The 20,947-nt window shown below is 30.7% G+C and carries 19 protein-coding genes and 3 pseudogenes; 11 read left to right on the forward strand and 11 right to left on the reverse strand.

Features of this window, described 5'->3' with window-relative positions; all coding sequences use genetic code 11:
• Positions 1-816: 816 nt before the first annotated feature.
• The 3 genes and pseudogenes from scpA to IDG65_RS07970 form a co-directional block, all read left to right on the forward strand.
• Positions 817-1,983, forward strand: coding sequence for a cysteine protease staphopain A (gene scpA, locus IDG65_RS07960; RefSeq protein WP_000827757.1), 1,167 nt, complete (start codon positions 817-819; stop codon positions 1,981-1,983).
• A 30-nt stretch (positions 1,984-2,013) separates the two neighbouring features.
• The gene (locus tag IDG65_RS07965; protein WP_000434933.1) at positions 2,014-2,340 is read left to right on the forward strand and encodes a staphostatin A; all 327 of its coding nucleotides are present in this window, start codon (positions 2,014-2,016) and stop codon (positions 2,338-2,340) included.
• Between the two features lie 610 nt (positions 2,341-2,950).
• Positions 2,951-3,745 (forward strand): annotated as a pseudogene (locus tag IDG65_RS07970) (transposase); the annotation flags it as partial.
• A gap of 142 nt (positions 3,746-3,887) precedes the next feature.
• Here IDG65_RS07970 and IDG65_RS07975 read toward each other — a convergent pair.
• The 4 genes from IDG65_RS07975 to IDG65_RS07990 all read right to left on the reverse strand — a co-directional run bounded on the left by IDG65_RS07975 (position 3,888) and on the right by IDG65_RS07990 (position 7,198).
• On the reverse strand, positions 3,888-4,061 hold the full coding sequence (locus tag IDG65_RS07975; RefSeq protein WP_000669863.1) for an NETI motif-containing protein: 174 nt from the start codon (positions 4,059-4,061) through the stop codon (positions 3,888-3,890).
• Positions 4,042-4,644, reverse strand: coding sequence for a DUF2179 domain-containing protein (locus IDG65_RS07980; RefSeq protein WP_000011542.1), 603 nt, complete (start codon positions 4,642-4,644; stop codon positions 4,042-4,044). The genes IDG65_RS07975 and IDG65_RS07980 overlap by 20 nt, the downstream gene beginning before the upstream one ends.
• A 270-nt stretch (positions 4,645-4,914) precedes the next feature.
• Positions 4,915-5,736: an ammonia-dependent NAD(+) synthetase gene (gene nadE / locus IDG65_RS07985; protein ID WP_000040871.1), complete on the reverse strand. Its 822-nt coding sequence runs from the start codon at positions 5,734-5,736 to the stop codon at positions 4,915-4,917.
• Entirely contained in the window at positions 5,729-7,198 is a 1,470-nt protein-coding gene (locus IDG65_RS07990; RefSeq protein ID WP_000284433.1) for a nicotinate phosphoribosyltransferase, read from the reverse strand. The genes nadE and IDG65_RS07990 overlap by 8 nt, the downstream gene beginning before the upstream one ends.
• Positions 7,199-7,381: 183 nt before the next feature.
• On the opposite strand from IDG65_RS07990, the gene IDG65_RS07995 reads away from it, so the two are divergent.
• From IDG65_RS07995 to IDG65_RS08005, 3 genes are all read left to right on the forward strand, one after another.
• Positions 7,382-8,458: a nitric oxide synthase oxygenase gene (locus IDG65_RS07995; protein WP_000897635.1), complete on the forward strand. Its 1,077-nt coding sequence runs from the start codon at positions 7,382-7,384 to the stop codon at positions 8,456-8,458.
• Between the two features lie 19 nt (positions 8,459-8,477).
• Positions 8,478-9,272 carry a prephenate dehydratase gene (locus tag IDG65_RS08000; protein ID WP_001177821.1) on the forward strand — a complete coding sequence of 265 codons (795 nt, stop codon included), beginning with the start codon at positions 8,478-8,480 and terminating at the stop codon, positions 9,270-9,272.
• A gap of 71 nt (positions 9,273-9,343) precedes the next feature.
• Positions 9,344-9,451, forward strand: coding sequence for a hypothetical protein (locus IDG65_RS08005; RefSeq protein WP_052997697.1), 108 nt, complete (start codon positions 9,344-9,346; stop codon positions 9,449-9,451).
• Positions 9,452-9,461: 10 nt separating this feature from the next.
• Here IDG65_RS08005 and IDG65_RS08010 read toward each other — a convergent pair whose 3' ends face one another.
• A complete protein-coding gene (locus tag IDG65_RS08010) occupies positions 9,462-11,024 on the reverse strand; it encodes an SLC13 family permease (protein WP_000323166.1) in 1,563 nt (520 codons plus the stop codon).
• Between the two features lie 204 nt (positions 11,025-11,228).
• Entirely contained in the window at positions 11,229-12,326 is a 1,098-nt protein-coding gene (locus IDG65_RS08015) for a glycosyl hydrolase family 28-related protein (protein ID WP_000275725.1), read from the reverse strand.
• 371 nt (positions 12,327-12,697) lie between these two features.
• Here IDG65_RS08015 and IDG65_RS08020 point away from each other — a divergent pair, with 371 nt between their 5' ends.
• Both IDG65_RS08020 and IDG65_RS08025 read left to right on the forward strand, forming a co-directional pair.
• Positions 12,698-13,258, forward strand: a complete 561-nt coding sequence (locus IDG65_RS08020; RefSeq protein ID WP_000149686.1) for a cysteine hydrolase family protein — start codon at positions 12,698-12,700, stop codon at positions 13,256-13,258.
• Positions 13,259-13,310: 52 nt separating this feature from the next.
• Entirely contained in the window at positions 13,311-14,240 is a 930-nt protein-coding gene (locus IDG65_RS08025) for a manganese-dependent inorganic pyrophosphatase (protein WP_001140871.1), read from the forward strand.
• 194 nt (positions 14,241-14,434) lie between these two features.
• On the opposite strand, the gene IDG65_RS08030 is transcribed toward IDG65_RS08025, so the two are convergent.
• Positions 14,435-14,608: a hypothetical protein gene (locus IDG65_RS08030; RefSeq protein ID WP_001790680.1), complete on the reverse strand. Its 174-nt coding sequence runs from the start codon at positions 14,606-14,608 to the stop codon at positions 14,435-14,437.
• A gap of 51 nt (positions 14,609-14,659) precedes the next feature.
• Between IDG65_RS08030 and IDG65_RS08035 the strand changes: the two genes are divergently transcribed.
• Positions 14,660-16,039, forward strand: a complete 1,380-nt coding sequence (locus IDG65_RS08035; protein ID WP_001021228.1) for an aldehyde dehydrogenase — start codon at positions 14,660-14,662, stop codon at positions 16,037-16,039.
• 119 nt (positions 16,040-16,158) lie between these two features.
• Here the strand turns inward: IDG65_RS08035 and pglS are convergent, their stop codons facing one another.
• Positions 16,159-17,187 (reverse strand): 6-phosphogluconolactonase, encoded by a 1,029-nt coding sequence (gene pglS / locus IDG65_RS08040; RefSeq protein ID WP_000181322.1) that lies wholly within the window; start codon positions 17,185-17,187, stop codon positions 16,159-16,161.
• Positions 17,188-17,456: 269 nt separating this feature from the next.
• Here pglS and IDG65_RS14830 point away from each other — a divergent pair.
• Positions 17,457-17,558 (forward strand): annotated as a pseudogene (locus tag IDG65_RS14830) (hypothetical protein); the annotation flags it as partial.
• 87 nt (positions 17,559-17,645) lie between these two features.
• On the opposite strand, the gene blaI reads toward IDG65_RS14830, so the two are convergent.
• Both blaI and blaR1 read right to left on the reverse strand, forming a co-directional pair.
• Positions 17,646-18,026, reverse strand: coding sequence for a penicillinase repressor BlaI (blaI, locus tag IDG65_RS08045; RefSeq protein ID WP_001284659.1), 381 nt, complete (start codon positions 18,024-18,026; stop codon positions 17,646-17,648).
• Complete coding sequence (blaR1, locus tag IDG65_RS08050) at positions 18,016-19,773, reverse strand: beta-lactam sensor/signal transducer BlaR1 (RefSeq protein WP_001096371.1); 1,758 nt, start codon at positions 19,771-19,773, stop codon at positions 18,016-18,018. The genes blaI and blaR1 overlap by 11 nt, the downstream gene beginning before the upstream one ends.
• A gap of 106 nt (positions 19,774-19,879) precedes the next feature.
• On the opposite strand from blaR1, the gene blaZ reads away from it, so the two are divergent.
• Positions 19,880-20,725, forward strand: a complete 846-nt coding sequence (gene blaZ, locus IDG65_RS08055; protein ID WP_000733621.1) for a penicillin-hydrolyzing class A beta-lactamase BlaZ — start codon at positions 19,880-19,882, stop codon at positions 20,723-20,725.
• A 40-nt stretch (positions 20,726-20,765) separates the two neighbouring features.
• On the opposite strand, the pseudogene IDG65_RS14835 reads toward blaZ, so the two are convergent.
• Positions 20,766-20,947 (reverse strand): annotated as a pseudogene (locus IDG65_RS14835) (IS5/IS1182 family transposase); the annotation flags it as partial.

Consider the following 20,947-nt stretch of genomic DNA (forward strand, 5'->3'; position numbering starts at 1 on the left):
GAACATTTTTAATAAAAATAAATAAAAAGTTCGTTTTTAACTCTACTCTTCACAGTTTAACAGAATTGGTTATAAATGTATAAAAAATTTCCGTATATTCTCATTCTATTTTATTTTTTACATTAATACAATTATCTATGGCAGATTAATACTGATTTCTAATTGTAAATGTTCGCAACACTTTAATCTAACTGGTATTTATAATGATCCATTAAGAATATAATATTGCATTTTAATTTTTCTCCCCTCAACTACACTATCCAACTTTTTATTACAATTAGGACAATCAATAGCTTTAGTAATACCAGATTTTATTCACTTTACTTCTCCTATTGTATGGAATTTTCAACAATCTACTTTACCTAGTTTCATAATATTCCTTCTTACATTCCATAATGCCTTTTAAAATTATTCGCTTCTAATTTAACAAATTTTCTACTCACAAAAAGAATATATGTTCTATTGCATAGGTGTAGCATTTTAAACATAAGCCATTAATATCGACCTCCAGAATCGTATAAATACGAAACTGATTATAGAAAAATACGCAGAGATTTTCTTAATAGTAAATTTTTATAGAAAGACATAAATTGACTACGCTTCTTTCGAAATCGACTAATATATTTTCATGAAACTTTCGATCATATTAATTATTGAATGAAATGTTTACAATTTAGTAAATAAGCTACTAAATTATTAAATAAACTGATAATGTGTAATAATTAAATATTTTTTAAACATAGATTAAAAATTTATATTGAAATTCTTAACTAAATTTAATATAATTATTTTATAATAAAAGAAAGGAGTTTTTATATGAAAAGAAACTTTCCAAAATTAATAGCTTTAAGTTTAATAATTTCTTTAAGTATTACCCCTATTGCAAACGCCGAGAGCAATTCAAATATCAAAGCAAAAGATAAGAAGCATGTGCAAGTTAATGTCGAGGACAAGAGTGTTCCTACTGACGTACGTAATTTAGCGCAAAAAGACTATCTTTCTTATGTTACTTCACTTGATAAAATCTATAATAAAGAGAAAGCCTCGTATACACTTGGTGAACCTTTTAAAATTTACAAATTCAACAAAAAGAGTGATGGTAATTATTATTTTCCTGTTTTGAACACTGAAGGTAATATCGATTATATAGTTACAATTTCACCAAAAGTCACTAAGGATTCTAGTTCATCTTCTAAATACACAATCAATGTTTCTTCATTTTTATCTAAAGCCTTAAATCAATATAAAGATCAACAAATTACTATTTTGACAAACTCAAAAGGTTACTATGTGGTTACTCAAAATCATAAAGCAAAATTAGTACTAAAAACACCACGTCTAGAAGATAAAAAGGTAAAAAAGACCGAGAGTATACCTACTGGCAATAATGTAACGCAACTAAAGCAAAAAGCTTCTGTCACTATGCCAACTAGTCAATTTAAAAGTAATAATTATACTTACAACGAGCAATATGTAAATAAACTTGAGAATTTCAAGATAAGAGAAACTCAAGGTAACAATGGTTGGTGTGCAGGCTATACGATGTCTGCATTACTAAATGCAACTTATAATACTAACAAATATCATGCAGAAGCTGTGATGAGATTTTTACACCCAAACTTACAAGGACAACAATTCCAATTTACTGGTTTAACGCCAAGAGAGATGATTTATTTTGGACAAACTCAGGGAAGAAATCCACAACTTCTTAATAGAATGACTACATATAATGAAGTTGACAATCTTACTAAAAATAATAAAGGAATTGCTATTTTAGGTAGTAGAGTAGAATCAAGAAATGGTATGCACGCAGGGCATGCCATGGCAGTTGTTGGGAATGCTAAATTAGACAATGGACAAGAGGTTATAATTATATGGAATCCATGGGATAATGGTTTTATGACTCAAGATGCTAAAAACAATGTTATTCCAGTATCCAATGGCGACCATTATCGATGGTATTCATCTATTTATGGTTATTAAAATTTGTATTTTAGAAAGGTAAATAATATTATGGAACAAATTGAATTATTTAGTATTGATAAATTCAAATGTAATTCAGAGGCTAAGTATTATCTTAATATTATTGAGGGAGAATGGCATCCTCAAGATTTAAATGATAGTCCTTTAAAATTTATTCTCAGTACCTCAGACGATTCTGATTACATTTGCAAATATATAAATACAGAACACAAACAACTCACATTATATAATAAAAATAATAGCTCAATTGTTATTGAAATATTTATACCAAATGATAATAAAATACTACTAACAATTATGAACACAGAAGCTTTGGGAACTTCTCCTAGAATGACTTTCATTAAGCATAAGTCATAAGACTATCTAGATATGATTAAGTAAACTATTAATCTTATTAAAGGTCTCTAGGAAGAAAAAATTTCATGCGATGAGATTGTTTTAGAAAAAGCGACGATATATATAATTTAACAATGATTTTAAAATATTAAGAAGAGGCTGGGACATAAATCCCTAAAAAACAGCAGTAAGATAATTTTCAATTAGAAAATATCTTACTGCTGTTCTCTACTTATACAATACTTCGTATTGAATGGCTTCGCTTTGCCCGTCTGGCACATTACTGTAAAATTCTATAAATAGAATTTTTGATGACGGGTCCCTTCCTAGGGTGCCGTCTCAGCCACCCCAACCGGCACATTGTTGTAAGCTGACTATATGTCAGCTTCTGTGTTGGGGCCCCTGTCTTCGACTGGCACTGCTCCCTCAGGAGTCTCGCCATTAATACTACGTATTAACATGTTATTTTACTTTTAAATACTTTAAAAAAATAAGACACTTTGCCCAACTTGCACATAAATGTAAAATTCAATAAAATGAATTTTCTGTGTTGGGTCCCTTCGCATAATTTAATAAATACCACTAAACTAAATTAACGAGGTGCCTTATGTATAAAAATTATAACATGACCCAACTTAAGCCAGGATACAATTTACAAATAGCGACAAATTCTCAATTTGTTTTATCCTATGACCTATTTCAAAACCCAACAGATACTAGAACTTTAATTCCATTTTTAACAATGATTCAAAATACCTTCGGTTATTTACCGGAGTATATTGTAGCTGATGCAGGTTATGGTAGTGAGCAAAACTATATGGCTATTATAGATGACTTTAATAAAACGCCACTTATTACGTATGGCATGTTTATTAAAGATAAAACGAGAAAGTTTAAAAGTGACATTTTTAACACTCAAAATTAGAAATATGACGAACTTAATGATGAATTTATATGTCCTAATAACAAAAGAATAGGTTTTAAAAGATATGCATACCGTAATGATAGATATGGTTTTAAACGTGACTTCAAGCTATATGAATGCGATGACTGTTCAGCATGTTCTTTGAGGCAACAATGCATGAAACCAAATTCGAAATCCAATAAGAAAATCATGAAGAATTATAATTGGGAATACTTTAAAGCCCAAATTAATCAAAAGCTTTCTGAACCAGAAACGAAAAAAATCTATAGTCAAAGAAAAATTGATGTAGAGCCTGTTTTTGGATTTATGAAGGCTATTTTGGGTTTCACTCGAATGTCAGTTCGAGGAATAAATAAAGTTAAACGAGAGCTAGGTTTTGTATTAATGGCACTTAATATAAGGAAAATAGCAGCTCAACGAGCTGTACATTATAAAATACATATCAAAAAAGCTGATTTCTATCAAATAATTAATAGAAATCAGCTTTTTTACATTGCCTAAGAACTTAATGTCCCAAGCCCTTTCTCATACAATATGAATCTAGCATCTTGCATGTATAAACAAATAGGCTATCCAAAGTAAAATTACTCAAACTTTGAATAGCCTTTCCTATTCAAATAGTCTTTATTTAAATTGGATTATGTTATTGGATTTTCTTACCTACAAAAATGATTTCTTGATGTGATACTTCAACCGTGCCATCATTTTGCTCCTGAAACACGGGTTTTTCAATACGTTTTACCGGCATATACCCTTGCATTTTCATTCGTGACAAACAATCAGCAATTGTTTCGTTCTCATTTACTTTGAATTTCATGTTCTACTACACTTTCCAGTTCTTCTGGTTCATAATCTTTAAGCTTTCTACGACGAATGCCTTTAGTCCAGAATCCACCATGTATGTTTCGAGGTTCATACGCAATGATAAATGCTTTCGGATCTAAATTTTTTATCGTATCCATCAATTTACGTTCATATTTTCTTGGTGTTAAAATTTGCATCACCATACGACTACCATCTCTACCAAACGCAGCATAGTGCGTAACGCCATATCCTAAATTTCGAAGTTCATTCGGCAAATCTAACTCATATTCTGCTGAAGTTACATTTACAACTGTATAACCTAATGCCAGTTTTTCTTCTATTTTCATACCAACAATGATACCTATTGAAAAACCAAATGCGTAGGCAATAATATTTTGAATATGGTCTAAATTAGACATAACCAAACCTAAACCAACGATATAAACTAATACTTCTAAAAAACTAACTGATGCAGCAATATAACGATAACCTTTCAACGTTAAAATTGTTCGCATCGTTAAAAACGTTACATAACAAACGTTAATGATAAATATAGTTAGTACCATTAACCATGGATTTTCTGTTACGAATGACATAAGGCGCCCCACTCTCTTTCAATTACACTTTAAATACCAAACTGCTTCAAACTAACCTTAATGAATGCATATTAATATAATATAGTACGAAAACTCTCATAAATAAATAGCGAATTTGTCATAAATAAAAATTTATTCTCAAATGAACATACTTACTTTAGTTCATACACTTTCAATTTATACACTGAAGTAGTCTAGCTGAATGTGGTTTAATGTTATTAATTCTAACTCATATTTAATTTAAGTCACACGTTAGAAGAAAAAATTAAATTAGGATTTTGGCCACGTGTATCTTGTATATGCAAGTTCACGTTTGTGTGCATTTCGTATATAATGATTTTCAATTACTTTTTGTTCTTCTGGCGTAACTGGCTTACCTTCTAAATAATTATCAATCGCCTCATAAGTTACACCTAATGCATCTTCATCTGGAAGCTGTGGTTTATCATCTTCTAAATCAGCAGTTGGCGTTTTTTCATATAATTCCTTTGGCGCACCAAGATACGCTAATAATTGACGACCTTGTCGTTTATTCAAACCAAATATAGGTGCGATATCTGCAGCACCATCACCGTACTTCGTATAAAAACCAGTTATATTTTCAGCTGAATGATCTGTTCCTACTACAATACCTTGTCGGTTTGAAGCAATTGAAAATTGTACTTTCATACGTTCACGCGCTTTTTCATTTCCTTTTTGGAAATCTGTAAGAACAATACCGGCTTCTTTTAATGATTCCACACTTTGATCAACTGCAGGTTTAATATTTACAGTTACTATTTCGTCTGGTTCAATGAATCGCAAAGCTTGCTCAACTTCATCAGCATCTTTTTGAACTCCATAAGGTAATTTAACTGCAATAAACGTACAATCAATGCCTTCTTCACGTAATTCGTTAACAGACATTTGTACTAATTTTCCAACTAATGTAGAATCTTGTCCTCCTGAAATACCTAACACTAAAGATTTTATAAATGAATGTGATTGTACATAATTTTTTATAAATTGCTTTAATTCCATAATTTCTTCAGCACTATCGATACGCTTTTTCACTTTCATTTCTTGTACAATAACGTCTTGTAATTTACTCATTATCTTCTTCCATCTCCTTAACGTGTTCCGCAACTTCAAAAATACGTTTATGTTTATTATCCCAACATGCCTTGCTTAAATCGACTGGATATTCTTGTGGATTCAGGAAACGCTTATTTTCATCCCAAATAGATTGTAATCCTTGTGCTAAATATTCACGTGATTCATCTTCTGTTGGCATTTGATATACTAATTTACCATTTTCATAAATATTATGATGCAAATCAATGGCTTCGAAAGATTTTATAAATTTCATTTTATAAGTATGCACTGGATGGAATAATTTTAAAGGTTGTTCATCGTATGGATTTTCATTTTCCAAAGTAATATAATCGCCTTCTGCCTTACCTGTTTTCTTGTTTATAATGCGATATACATTTTTCTTACCTGGCGTCGTAACCTTTTCAGCGTTATTTGATAATTTAATACGATCACTATATGAACCATCTTCATTTTCAATAGCTACAAGTTTATATACTGCACCTAATGCTGGTTGATCATATCCTGTAATCAGCTTTGTACCAACGCCCCAAGAATCTACTTTTGCACCTTGTGCTTTCAAACTCGTAATCGTTTCTTCATCCAAATCATTAGACGCGATAATTTTAGTTTCAGTAAATCCTGCTTCATCAAGCATACGTCTTGCCTCTTTAGATAAATAAGCGATATCTCCAGAATCTAATCGAATACCTACAAAGTTAATTTTGTCACCTAATTCTTTTGCAACTTTTATTGCATTTGGCACGCCAGATTTTAAAGTATGGAATGTATCTACTAGGAACACACAATTTTTATGTCTTTCAGCATATTTTTTGAAGGCAACATATTCGTCTCCATAAGTTTGGACAAATGCATGTGCATGTGTACCAGACACAGGTATACCAAATAATTTACCCGCCCTAACATTACTTGTAGAATCAAAGCCCCCGATGTAAGCAGCTCTAGCGCCCCACAATGCTGCATCAATTTCTTGCGCACGACGTGTACCAAACTCCATTAATTTATCATTTGATGCAATTTGACGAATTCTACTAGCCTTTGTTGTAATTAGTGTATGGAAATTTACAATGTTTAATAAAATTGTTTCTATTAATTGCGCTTGAATCAATGGTGCTTCTACGCGTAACAATGGTTCGTTACCAAAGCATAATTCGCCTTCTTGCATCGAACGGATGCTACCTGTGAATTTTAAATCTTTTAAATATGATAAGAAATCATCCTTGTAGCCAATAGACTTTAAATATTCCAAATCAGATTCTGAAAATCCAAAATGTTCTATAAAATCAATGACGCGTTTTAAACCATTAAAAACAGCATAGCCACTATTAAATGGCATTTTTCTAAAATACAAATCAAATACAGCCATTTTTTCATGAATATTATCATTCCAATAACTTTCAGCCATATTTATTTGATATAAGTCATTATGTAACATTAAACTGTCGTCTTCTAATTGGTACACTCGTATCTCTCCAATCGACCTAAATATTTTCTTACATTTTATCATAATTCATTTTTTTATATACATAAGAGCCCCTTAATTTCCATACTTTTAATTAAAATCAACCAACAATTTAATGACATATACATAATTTTTAAGAGTATTTTAATAATGTAGACTATAATATAAAGCGAGGTGTTGTTAATGTTATTTAAAGAGGCTCAAGCTTTCATAGAAAACATGTATAAAGAGTGTCATTATGAAACGCAAATTATCAATAAACGTTTACATGACATTGAACTAGAAATAAAAGAAACTGGGACATATACACATACAGAAGAAGAACTTATTTATGGTGCTAAAATGGCTTGGCGTAATTCAAATCGTTGCATTGGTCGTTTATTTTGGGATTCGTTAAATGTCATTGATGCAAGAGATGTTACTGACGAAGCATCGTTCTTATCATCAATTACTTATCATATTACACAGGCTACAAATGAAGGTAAATTAAAGCCGTATATTACTATATATGCTCCAAAGGATGGACCTAAAATTTTCAACAATCAATTAATTCGCTATGCTGGCTATGACAATTGTGGTGATCCTGCTGAAAAAGAAGTTACACGCTTAGCAAATCACTTAGGTTGGAAAGGAAAAGGTACTAATTTTGACGTGTTACCACTAATTTACCAATTACCTAATGAGTCAGTTAAATTTTACGAATATCCTACTTCATTAATTAAAGAAGTACCTATTGAACATAATCATTATCCAAAATTAAGAAAATTGAACTTAAAATGGTATGCAGTCCCTATCATTTCCAATATGGACTTAAAAATCGGTGGCATTGTATATCCAACTGCCCCCTTTAACGGTTGGTATATGGTAACTGAAATTGGCGTACGTAACTTTATTGATGATTACCGTTACAATTTACTAGAAAAAGTTGCAGATGCGTTTGAATTTGATACACTTAAAAATAATTCATTTAATAAAGATCGAGCACTTGTTGAATTGAACTATGCTGTGTATCATTCCTTTAAAAAAGAAGGCGTATCAATTGTCGATCATTTGACCGCTGCAAAGCAATTCGAACTATTCGAACGTAATGAAGCACAACAAGGTCGTCAAGTTACCGGAAAATGGTCTTGGCTAGCGCCGCCATTATCTCCAACATTGACGTCAAATTATCATCACGGATATGACAATACAGTAAAAGATCCAAACTTTTTCTATAAAAAGAAAGAATCAAATGCTAACCAGTGCCCTTTCCATCATTAAGTTAGTAGAGGTGTAGCATATGCAATTATATTATTTAGGCCCTAAAGGTACATTTTCATATTTGGCTTGTCGTCAGTATTTTTCTGAAAATGAAGCAACTTTTCAACCAAAGTCAAATTTATTTGAAGTCATCAAGGCAGTTGCAGATGATGACACATCGATTGGTGTTGTCCCTATTGAAAATTCTATAGAAGGAACAATCAACATTGTGGCAGATGCACTTGCACAGCAAGATGTCTTTGCACACGGTGAAATACGTCTAGATATTAACTTTGCATTATATGGTAATGGTTCGAACACCATTTCTGATATTAAAAAAGTGTATTCTATTGCACCAGCAATCAGTCAAACAACAAATTACATACATCAACATCAATTTGACTATGATTATGTCGACAGTACAATTCAAAGTTTGACTAAAATTGAAAATGGCGTTGCAGCAATTGCACCTTTAGGTAGTGGCGAAGCTTATGGTTTTACACCTATTGATACACATATTGAAGACTATCCACATAACGTGACACGTTTTTTAGTTATAAAAAATCAGCAGCAATTTGATCAAAATGCGACATCATTGATGTTTTTAATTACACCAATGCATGATAAACCTGGGTTGTTAGCAAGTGTGCTTAATACATTTGCTTTGTTTAATATTAATTTATCCTGGATTGAGTCTCGTCCTTTAAAAACACAATTAGGTATGTATCGATTTTTCGTTCAGGCTGATTCTGCAATTACGACAGATATAAAGAAAGTCATTGCTATTTTAGAAACCTTAGATTTCAAAGTAGAAATGATTGGTGCTTTTAATTAAACTATATTTTCTAGGTTCTGCAATTTAAATAAAATAAAGAGTCAACCAAGGATTAAAATAGAAATCCATCCTTGGTTCACTTTCTTTTGTTTGTATTGTTTTTACACGATGCTGCGGTATACGTTTCGTTACCACTCGTTCAAGCAATTGCTAATGTAACCTTTTATTTTTCGTTCTAATCTGCAATTACTATTTCAATGGCAGTGGTTGATTTATATCAATACCTAAAACTATAGGCATTACATAATACACAACTAAAATAATAATTATTGCACTGATTAAGTTTACCCAGAATCCTACTGATGCCATTTGTTTGATAGATATTTTACCTGAACCAAAGATAATTGCATTCGGTGGTGTCCCTACTGGTAACATGTATGCACAGTTAGCCGCCATAGCTGCAGGTGCCATAAGTAGTAATGGATGCACACCAACCGCAACAGATAACGTTGCTAAAATCGGTAAAATCATCGTTGCAGTTGCGGTATTAGATGTCACTTCAGTTAAAAATAGGACAAAGATAGTTATGACGATTACAATAAGAATCGGACTGACACCATTTAATGATTTCAACTGTTCGCCTAACCATTTTGCTAAACCACTTTCAGAAATACCTTTCGCTAATGCTAAACCGCCACCAAATAAAATTAAGACACCCCAAGGGAGCTCTTTTGCAACTTCCCAGTCAATGATACGTCGATGTTTTTCAGTATTTTTAGCTGGAATAATAAATAATAATATTGATATAAAAATAGCAATCGTACCATCTGCAACGGATGACGTAACTTCCCATTTTTTCAGAAGAAACTCTCTTGTAATCCATAATAAGCTGGCAAGTACAAAGATAGTTTGTACTACCTTTTCTTCATACTTCATATTGCCAAGCTCGTCTAGCTTTTGTTTAATTAACGTCTGACCACCAGGTAAATATTTCAAATCATGTCTAAACGCAACATATCTTAAATAGAGCCAAGTAATACCTAACAAAACAATGACCGTTGGAATCCCTACAATCATCCATTTAGCAAAACTAATTTCATGTCCAAAATGTTGCATGTATTGTCCTTTTAAAATAATTAGCGGCGGGGTTCCGATTAATGTACCCAAGCCACCAATCGTACCTGCATAGCCAATTGCTAAAACTAGAGATTTTTCAAACTTTTGAATACTTGTTTGATTCGTATTGGCTTCTTGTAAATCATGTGCTTCCTTAATAATTGCTAAACCAATCGGAATCATGATCATTACAGCTGCAGTGTTCGATACAAACATAGATAAGAATCCTGTTGCCACCATGAATCCAAGTAATATTTTTGAAGTGCTTGCACCAATTAAATTAATAATAGTCAAAGCTACTCTCGTATGTAAATTCCATCTTTCCATTGCAATTGCCAAAATAAATCCACCTAAAAACAAAAAGATAATATCATTACCATATTCGGATGATACTTGTTCTGGTGTAAGTATGTGACCTAATGGTAATAACACAATTGGTAATAAGCTCGTTGCTGCAATAGGAATTGCTTCAGTAATCCACCAAGTCGCAATCCATAAAGTAATCGCTAAGACATATACGCCTTTCCAAGGTAAGTCTTGTGGATGAAAGAACAATAATGTTAATAGGAAAAGTAATGGACCTAATATTAGTCCAATAAGTTGTCCCGCACTAAACGGTTTCTTTTTCTTTGATTTTGAAAAGAATGTTAAATACCTTTTCGATATCATTGATTGATGTTGATTGAAATAAGCCATAAATTTCCCCCTCATGATGATTATGACAAGCTACTTCAACTCACTATATTAGAGTATAGAAAGTTGTCTATCTTGTATTATCATTACCGTCAAAATACCCCTTTTATCAGATAATTGGGTTTATTATAGCATATTTATACCGTTTTATGAATGCGCTTTCAAAAATTATCTACTATTCTTAATCCTAATGTCATGCGAAACTTTTTACTTTTTTATTTCATCTATATTGATTGTAGTAACTTGAATACCCGCTTCAACAGGACTTAAAAACACTGTATCAATATCTTCTAAATGAATTGATTGAGTCGAATCATTGAATGTATTCCCAACGATTAATACATCTTTATGTTTAACATTATTATAATTATGTACATGTATCGCATCTTTAGACATTGATCCTTTAAATTCATTTCCAATGATATTCATATTTATGCCTGCTTGGGAACCTAAGTCTTTTCCTGTCATCACATCTGCAGCATTTTTACCATCTCTAACTCCTAAATATCTAATACCACCCTCACAGTTAATAAACTTATTATTAATAATGAAAGCATCTTTATACTTCAAGGGAGTTAATGCATAACCTTGTATATCTTCAAATATATTATTTCTAATATGAATATTCTCATAGTAACGATTATGTCTACTTGCATGTGAGCCAATAGCACGATTCCAACTTCCCATTTCGGGCAATTCTGAAGGTCCAAAATAACAATCTTCGATAACGACATTTTTCGTTATCGTACCATCTGTCGTTCCGAATTTTGGAAAAGCACCAGGTACTTGAATGTCTAATTGTATTGCTTCAGAATAAAAGCGTTCGCCACTATAGTCTATAAATCCTTCAAATGAACAGCTTTTAATATAGAGTCCATTAATCCCGCAAGCATCAATTGCATGACCACTCACTACATTCTTAATAGTCACACCTATTAATTGAATATCTTCAGCATGCCCAATGCACATAGCTGTATTGTTATAAGGATACGATACGCCATTCATATCAAACTTGCCGCCTTTAATATGAATATGACTGTGTCCATTATAACCACGATAAAAACCAAAGCGATGACCATTTTTTAATAAAGGACCAGAATGACATCGGCGTAAAATAGTTTCATTATCCAACAAAAGTGTTGTATTGCCATATATCGTTAATGGTTTGCAAATATCATACGTCCCTTTCGGTATATAAACTGTCGTTGGTTTACATCTTCCACGATTTAACGCACGTTGTATTGCTCGAGTATCTTTAGTTTTGTTTATGCCTGTTAACCCATAATCTTTCATATTGATATACATAAATCGTCATCCTTTGTCTATTTTCTAATTACTCATATATTAACCAATTATTCAAATTATAATCGTGTTAGGTTGATTTAACAGATAGTCATAAATCTCGTGATGCCATCTATTAGCATTTTTATATTGAAAACATCAACACTTGATATTAGTTCTAAGTTTGTCACATTTAATATTCTATTACAGCTATTTTAAAGCTATCGTAAAAACATCTTATAATATTTGTTGATTGCGTGATTTGCTCTTCCAAAAAAGTTGATTAATCTATATACTTAATCTATATTTATATATTAACCATTAGGGTTAAAAAATACTCTAGCATTTATGAATAGATGGGAGTTTATTTTATTATTATATAGGAGAGATGTTGAATGACACATCGCGCACTATTAGTTGTTGACTATTCATATGACTTTATCGCAGACGACGGCTTACTAACATGCGGTAAACCTGGACAAAATATTGAAGATTTTATTGTTTCTCGTATCAATGACTTTAATTATTATCAAGACCATATATTCTTTTTAATGGATTTACATTATTTACATGACATTCATCATCCTGAAAGTAAATTATTCCCACCACACAATATCGTAGATACAAGTGGTAGAGAATTATACGGTAAAGTAGGTAAATTATACGAAACAATTAAAGCGCAACCTAATGTACATTTCATTGATAAAACGCGCTATGATTCGTTCTTTGGTACCCCGCTTGATAGTTTATTGAGAGAAAGAAGTATTAATCAAGTCGAAATCGTTGGTGTATGTACCGATATTTGCGTGTTACATACAGCAATTTCTGCATACAACTTAGGTTATAAAATTTCAGTACCTGCTGAGGGAGTGGCTTCATTTAATCAAAAAGGGCATGAATGGGCACTTGCACATTTCAAAAACTCATTAGGTGCAGAGGTAGAACAACACGTTTAAATCGTGCTAAAATAATTATAAAGAATACAATATACAAGGGAGATATTTGACAATGGCTAAAACATATATTTTCGGACATAAGAATCCAGACACTGATGCAATTTCATCTGCGATTATTATGGCAGAATTTGAACAACTTAGAGGTAATTCAGGAGCCAAAGCATACCGTTTAGGTGATGTGAGTGCAGAAACTCAATTCGCGTTAGATACATTTAATGTACCTGCTCCGGAATTATTAACGGATGATTTAGATGGTCAAGATGTTATCTTAGTTGATCATAACGAATTCCAACAAAGTTCTGATACGATTGCCTCTGCTACAATTAAGCATGTAATTGATCATCACAGAATTGCAAATTTCGAAACTGCTGGTCCTTTATGTTATCGTGCTGAACCAGTTGGTTGTACAGCTACAATTTTATACAAAATGTTTAGAGAACGTGGCTTTGAAATTAAACCTGAAATTGCCGGTTTAATGTTATCAGCAATTATCTCAGATAGCTTACTTTTCAAATCACCAACATGTACACAACAAGATGTTAAAGCAGCTGAAGAATTAAAAGATATTGCTAAAGTTGATATTCAAAAGTACGGCTTAGATATGTTAAAAGCAGGTGCTTCAACAACTGATAAATCAGTTGAATTCTTATTAAACATGGATGCTAAATCATTTACTATGGGTGACTATGTGACTCGTATTGCACAAGTTAATGCTGTTGACCTTGACGAAGTGTTAAATCGTAAAGAAGATTTAGAAAAAGAAATGTTAGCTGTAAGTGCACAAGAAAAATATGACTTATTTGTACTTGTTGTTACTGACATCATTAATAGTGATTCTAAAATTTTAGTTGTAGGTGCTGAAAAAGATAAAGTCGGCGAAGCATTCAATGTTCAATTAGAAGATGACATGGCCTTCTTATCTGGTGTTGTTTCTCGAAAAAAACAAATCGTACCTCAAATCACTGAAGCATTAACAAAATAATACTATATTACTGTCTAATCATAGACATGTTGTATTTAACTAACAGTTCATTAAAGTAGAATTTATTTCACTTTCAATGAACTGTTTTTTATTTACGTTTGACTAATTTACAACCCCTTTTCAATAGTAGTTTTCATTCCTTTAGCTACCCTAACCCACAGATTAGTGATTTCTATACAATTCCCCTTTTGTCTTTACATTTTCTTAAAATATTTGCGATGTTGAGTATAAATTTTTGTTTTCTTCCTACCTTTTTCGTTATGATTAAAGTTATAAATATTATTATGTACACGATTCATCGCTCTATTTTCAACTTTCAACATATATAATTCGAAAGACCATTTAAAATTAACGGCCACAACATTCAAATCAATTAATCACTTTTTCCAAAATAATCATATAAGGAGGTTCTTTTCATTATGAATATTATTGAGCAAAAATTTTATGACAGTAAAGCTTTTTTCAATACACAACAAACTAAAGATATTAGTTTTAGAAAAGAGCAATTAAAGAAGTTAAGCAAAGCTATTAAATCATACGAGAGCGATATTTTAGAAGCACTATATACAGATTTAGGAAAAAATAAAGTCGAAGCTTATGCTACTGAAATTGGCATAACTTTGAAAAGTATCAAAAATGCCCGTAAGGAACTTAAAAACTGGACTAAAACAAAAAATGTAGACACACCTTTATATTTATTTCCAACAAAAAGCTATATCAAAAAAGAACCTTATGGAACAGTTTTGATCATTGCACCATTTAACTATCCTTTTCAACTAGTGTTCGAACCTTTAATCGGTGCTATTGCAGCAGGTAATACGGCAATTATTAAACCATCTGAGTTGACACCAAATGTTGCACGAGTGATTAAACGATTAATCAATGAAACATTTGATGCAAATTACATTGAAGTTATTGAGGGAGGAATTGAAGAAACGCAAACGTTAATTCACTTACCTTTTGACTATGTCTTCTTTACAGGAAGTGAAAATGTAGGCAAAATCGTTTATCAAGCTGCCAGCGAAAATTTAGTTCCTGTGACATTAGAAATGGGCGGTAAATCTCCAGTCATCGTTGATGAAACAGCGAATATTAAAGTTGCTAGTGAGCGCATTTGTTTTGGGAAATTCACTAATGCCGGCCAAACATGTGTTGCACCAGATTACATTTTAGTACACGAATCTGTAAAAGATGATTTAATCACAGCCCTATCAAAAACGTTGCGTGAATTTTATGGTCAAAATATACAACAAAGTCCAGATTATGGCCGCATTGTAAACCTTAAACATTATCATCGTCTGACTTCATTACTTAACAGTGAACAAATGAATATTGTATTTGGTGGTCATAGTGATGAGGATGAACGTTATATAGAACCAACATTGTTAGATCACGTTACAAGTGATTCAGCAATTATGCAAGAAGAAATTTTTGGTCCTATCTTACCGATTTTAACGTATCAGTCATTGGATGAAGCAATAGCCTTTATTCACCAAAGACCAAAACCTTTGAGTTTATATTTATTTAGCGAAGATGAAAATGCTACACAACGTGTAATAAACGAGCTATCATTTGGCGGCGGCGCTATTAATGATACATTGATGCACCTAGCGAATCCTAAATTACCATTTGGTGGTGTTGGCGCCTCAGGTATGGGACGCTATCATGGTAAATATTCATTCGACACTTTTACACATGAAAAAAGCTACATTTTCAAATCTACACGATTAGAATCAGGTGTCCATTTACCACCATATAAAGGTAAATTTAAATACATCAAAGCTTTCTTTAAAAATTAATTTTTGAGCCAAAAATAAACCATGCTTCCATAATTTGATGTTCTTGAAAACAATAAATTTCAAGGTATACATAAATTTTTTGGAAACATGGTTTTCTTTTTATCATGATTAATTAAAGATTAAAATATGACACATACACCTTCAGATGCTACACGAGTGTTATCACATAGCGTAATTTTACCTGTTTCTTTATTTCTTTCGAAAACAGTTACAACTGAATCTCCTTGCTCATGAGCACAAACTAAAAGGTCATCTGATGAGGCAATATTAAAATCTCTTGGGAATTGACCACCACTTTCAGTAATTGTTACTAGTTCTAAGTGTTGACCATTATCAAGAACTTTAAAAATTGCAATGCTATCATGCCCTCTATTAGATACATATAAGAATTGTTGATCATGAGATAAACGCACTGCTGCAAGTTTAGTATCTCCATCAAAGTTTTCAGGAATTGTTAAATGACGCTCGAGCTCTTCAAATTTACCGTCATTATATTCTGCAACACTCACAGTATTTGATAATTCGTGTACGACATAAGCAAATTTTCCATTATCATGAAATTCAATATGTCTTGTCCCATCACTATCTTTAAATAAAGATTCTTTATAAAATTCAAACCCGTTGTCATCAAATTTATAAGTAACGATACGATCAGCACCTAAATCTGTTACTGCAACGTACTTACCATCTGGAGTTTGATTAATATAATGTGCGTGTGGATGATCTTGTCTTTCATGTGTACCTGTTGGAAAATCATGTGCAAGTTCTTGAATTAGACGTATAATTTCACCTGTGTGCGTATTTAATTCATACATACGTATGATGCCAGCACCATATACCGCTTCAAATAAATATCGTTTATCTTCTGAAATCGATACATAACAACCTGTACCAGCTTTTGAAGACAAACATTTATTTAATAAATGCAATTCACCATTGTCATCAATTTTCAAACTCGCAACACCGCATTGTTCTCCTTCTTTGTTGATTCCATATAAAACTTCGTTATTACGCACCAAATATGTAGACGCTTCTAATTCAAATCCTGTTTCTAATAAATCAATACGTGACTGATTTTCGTTTAATTCAAAACGATAAATCCCTTTACCATTCTTTTTAGTGTAAGAACCAATATATCCATTTGTCATTACTTTTACCCCTCCATGTCAGTCTTATTTTCATTTTATTAAATTTTAGCTAGAATTAACAATCATTTATCATTTCCTTAACGCTAAAACTGTTTAACTACTTTAAAAGAACTATTTGCTATGATATGTCATTATTCGATTTTAATTAATCCCTCTTTTTTACTTACACGAGCATTAATTATTAACGCGTTTATGCTTCCACAAAATTTTTGTTGCAAAATAGAACACATGTTCGTATAATGTAATTATCAGATTGGGGTGAATTAAGGATGACAAGTTATGAAGAAGAAACTGATTATCGTAACGTTCCAAGAGAATTACTAGATAACAATATACCTATGGGAAGAGGCATGATTAAATGGGCTCCTTTTGTTATATGTACTAATCTCATAAAAAATCTAATTTAATAGGGTTCAAACATAATTTATATATGTATTATGTTTGAACCCTATATCTATTTATTTTTTACTAATATCATTTAAAATGTCTTGCAATTCTTCAATTTCTTTGTTATTTAATTCTTCATTTTTCGCAAAATTAAGCACTAAACTTTTCATATCCCCTCCATACAATTTATTAAGAAAGGTTTTAGCAGTTTTCATTTTAATATCATCTTCTTTAATAATTGATGAGTAAAAATAAATATTATTATATTTATATCGTTTTATAATCTCTTTTTTATATAGTCTTGTAATTAATGTTCTAATCGTCTTATCGCTAACTTCTTTATTTTTTTGAATCTCAACTACAATTTCATTAGCTGATACTGATTTTTTATTCCATATTATATTCATAACATCCCATTCAGCCATAGTTATTTCAACTTGCTTATTGGCCATTTAAAACACCCATTTCTTTTAATATTTTTTCATTTATTAATTTAGCATTTTCACCAGAGGCTTTTTCATCTGATAAATGTGTAGAAAAATAATACTTATCATGATTTGTAATTACGTAACCTACAAACCACCCATTATTGTACTTCCCGTTTACTATACCTGTACCTGTTTTCCCATACAATGCATAATTTTCATTTTTTCTAATCAATAACGAAGAAGATAATTGTTTCTTTTCATTTTTACTAAAATGGTTATTTTGTTCCATCATATTTTTCAAAACTATTACTTGTTCAAGATTAGATATTTTCAAACTATCTTCCAACCAGTAGGCTTTATAACTTCCCAAATTTTTATTACCATAATTTAATTGCTTGAGTTGATCATAAGTATAGTTCTTTGATATTTGATTACTAATACGTTCGAAGTACCAATTAACAGAGTTTTGTATTGCCGTATTTAAATCTTGATCCTTATTCCAAGAATCGAAAGGATAATGATTATGATTCCATAACATACGTGAATTTTTATCACTTATAATATGACGGTCAAGTCCAAACAGTGCTAAATAAATTTTGTATGTTGAATCAGGAGAATATCTTTTTCTACTTTCTTTTTCATTATAAATATAGTATTTGTCTTTCTTCATGCTGTACATAACGAAAGATCCACTATTTGAACCAAAATTTTTACTTTCATCTAAAATTTGGTAATCGCTTTGTAAGGGCTTTTTATAATTATAATCAGTTAAGGATTGCCCCATTAAAAACTGGCTTTGAATTATCATGATAAAAAAAGTAAAAATACAAACAAAAATTAGAATTAATTTTGACTGCTTTTTCAAATTGGCTTCTTTTATATTAATTAATCTTCTTTTGAGTAATGATTTTTTACCATTAAATGAATGGCTTAATATATTTTTGTTGAAAAATGGGGTTTTTAATACGGAATCCATAATAGCTTCCGCATAAGACTTAAATTCATTTTTGTTAATATTATTAAGGACAAATCTATCGGCTTCTACTTCATTGTCATGAATCATCTTTCTTTTTACAATTTGTATTAGTGGATTATAACTCATAGCAATAGAAAAAATATGAAAGATAATTAAATGCAAAGTATCTCTGTTTTTAGCATGAGCATACTCGTGCAATATTATATATTTTAGTTTTTTGTCATTTATACTTTTAAAATATAAACTGGGAATCAAAATAATATATTTTCCATACCAAAAAGTTATTGGAGAATGAATAGATTCTGCTTTTCGAATCACAATATTTCTTTTATATTGATGATTGAAAAGTATCTTGTTTATTTTATCTTTTTCTTTTTCATTTAGATAAAGTGACTGTTTCTTTAAATACTTAAGATATAATAAAGAATTTAAAAATTTAAAACTTAAAATAATAACTAAAACTATCCAAATAACTGTGCAGATATTATCTATTGAATCCCAATTAATCTTATGGATGTCTGTTGTAAACTCATGAACAGGTTTAGTGGTATTTATGTTAGGATTCAAATTGTGTGAATTACTTTCAACTGTGGGCTCTTGATTATTCAAATTATTAAATTTAAAAAAAGAGAATTTAATAGGGATGAAAGGAATTAATCCTGCAAGAAGAGTTAGATACCAAACTTTATAATTTAACATATAATTAAAATAGCGTTTTAATATGTACCTAAAAAATAATAACAATAGAAATATAAAACAAAAGCTTACTATGCTCATTATTAATAACTTAGCCATTTCAACACCTTCTTTCAAATAATTATAATAAACTATTGACGCGAATATTACAATTGTAATATTATTGATTTATAGAAATTACAACTGTAATATTGGAGGGTATATTTTGAAAAAGTTAATACTTTTAATTGCAATTGCTTTAGTTTTAAGTGCATGTAATTCAACCAGTTCACATGCTAAAGAGTTAAATAATTTAGAAAAGAAATATAATGCTAATATTGGTGTCTATGCATTAGATACTAAAAGTGGTAAGGAAGTAAAATTTAATGCCGATAAGAGATTTGCCTATGCTTCAACTTCAAAAGCGATAAATAGTGCTATTTTGTTAGAACAAGTACCTTATAATAAGTTAAATAAAAAAGTACATATTAACAAAGATGATATAGTTGCTTATTCTCCTATTTTAGAAAAATATGTAGGAAAAGATATCACTTTAAAAGAACTTATTGAGGCTTCAATGAAGTATAGTGATAATACAGCAAACAATAAAATTATAAACGAAATCGGTGGAATCAAAAAAATTAAAAAACGTTTAAAAAAATTGGGAGATAAAGTAACAAATCCAGTTAGATATGAAATAGAATTAAATTACTATTCACCAAAGAGCAAAAAAGATACTTCAACGCCTGCTGCTTTCGGCAAGACTTTAAATAAACTTATCGCAAATGGAAAATTAAGCAAAAAAAATAAAAATTTCTTACTTGATTTAATGTTAAATAATAAAAACGGAGACACTTTAATTAAAGATGGTGTTCCAAAAGACTATAAGGTTGCTGATAAAAGTGGTCAAGCAATAACATATGCTTCTAGAAATGATGTAGCTTTTATTTATCCTAAGAACCAATCTGAACCTATTATTTTAGTCATTTTTACGAATAAAGACAATAAAAGTGATAAACCTAATGATAAATTGATAAGTGAAACCGCCAAGAATGTAATAAACAAATTTTAATAGTCTAAATGTACTACAAAAACTGATATAATTCTATCTTTCATAAAACTTCATAATATCGAAGAGTCCGGGACATAAAGTTCTTGGATAAGTGAAAAAAAGACAATTTCTATTGAAATAATATAGAAATTGTCTTTTTTATAAATTTTTTGATTATTTTCAGCTCGTTGAGCTACTACTTTTCTTATATTAAGTGCCATTAATACAAAACCAAGTTCTCTT

The organism is Staphylococcus sp. EG-SA-17, from assembly GCF_017151845.1.
Taxonomy (GTDB): Bacteria; Bacillota; Bacilli; order Staphylococcales; family Staphylococcaceae; genus Staphylococcus; species Staphylococcus aureus.

Bases quoted from the DNA above. Each gene is read 5' to 3' on its own strand.
- scpA (WP_000827757.1), top strand. From the start codon at position 817: ATGAAAAGAAACTTTCCAAAATTAATAGCTTTAAGTTTAATAATTTCT.
- IDG65_RS07965 (WP_000434933.1), top strand. From the start codon at position 2,014: ATGGAACAAATTGAATTATTTAGTATTGATAAATTCAAATGTAATTCA.
- IDG65_RS07975 (WP_000669863.1), bottom strand. From the start codon at position 4,061: ATGAAATTCAAAGTAAATGAGAACGAAACAATTGCTGATTGTTTGTCA.
- IDG65_RS07980 (WP_000011542.1), bottom strand. From the start codon at position 4,644: ATGTCATTCGTAACAGAAAATCCATGGTTAATGGTACTAACTATATTT.
- nadE (WP_000040871.1), bottom strand. From the start codon at position 5,736: ATGAGTAAATTACAAGACGTTATTGTACAAGAAATGAAAGTGAAAAAG.
- IDG65_RS07995 (WP_000897635.1), top strand. From the start codon at position 7,382: ATGTTATTTAAAGAGGCTCAAGCTTTCATAGAAAACATGTATAAAGAG.
- IDG65_RS08000 (WP_001177821.1), top strand. From the start codon at position 8,478: ATGCAATTATATTATTTAGGCCCTAAAGGTACATTTTCATATTTGGCT.
- IDG65_RS08010 (WP_000323166.1), bottom strand. From the start codon at position 11,024: ATGGCTTATTTCAATCAACATCAATCAATGATATCGAAAAGGTATTTA.
- IDG65_RS08015 (WP_000275725.1), bottom strand. From the start codon at position 12,326: ATGTATATCAATATGAAAGATTATGGGTTAACAGGCATAAACAAAACT.
- IDG65_RS08020 (WP_000149686.1), top strand. From the start codon at position 12,698: ATGACACATCGCGCACTATTAGTTGTTGACTATTCATATGACTTTATC.
- IDG65_RS08025 (WP_001140871.1), top strand. From the start codon at position 13,311: ATGGCTAAAACATATATTTTCGGACATAAGAATCCAGACACTGATGCA.
- IDG65_RS08035 (WP_001021228.1), top strand. From the start codon at position 14,660: ATGAATATTATTGAGCAAAAATTTTATGACAGTAAAGCTTTTTTCAAT.
- pglS (WP_000181322.1), bottom strand. From the start codon at position 17,187: ATGACAAATGGATATATTGGTTCTTACACTAAAAAGAATGGTAAAGGG.
- blaI (WP_001284659.1), bottom strand. From the start codon at position 18,026: ATGGCCAATAAGCAAGTTGAAATAACTATGGCTGAATGGGATGTTATG.
- blaR1 (WP_001096371.1), bottom strand. From the start codon at position 19,773: ATGGCTAAGTTATTAATAATGAGCATAGTAAGCTTTTGTTTTATATTT.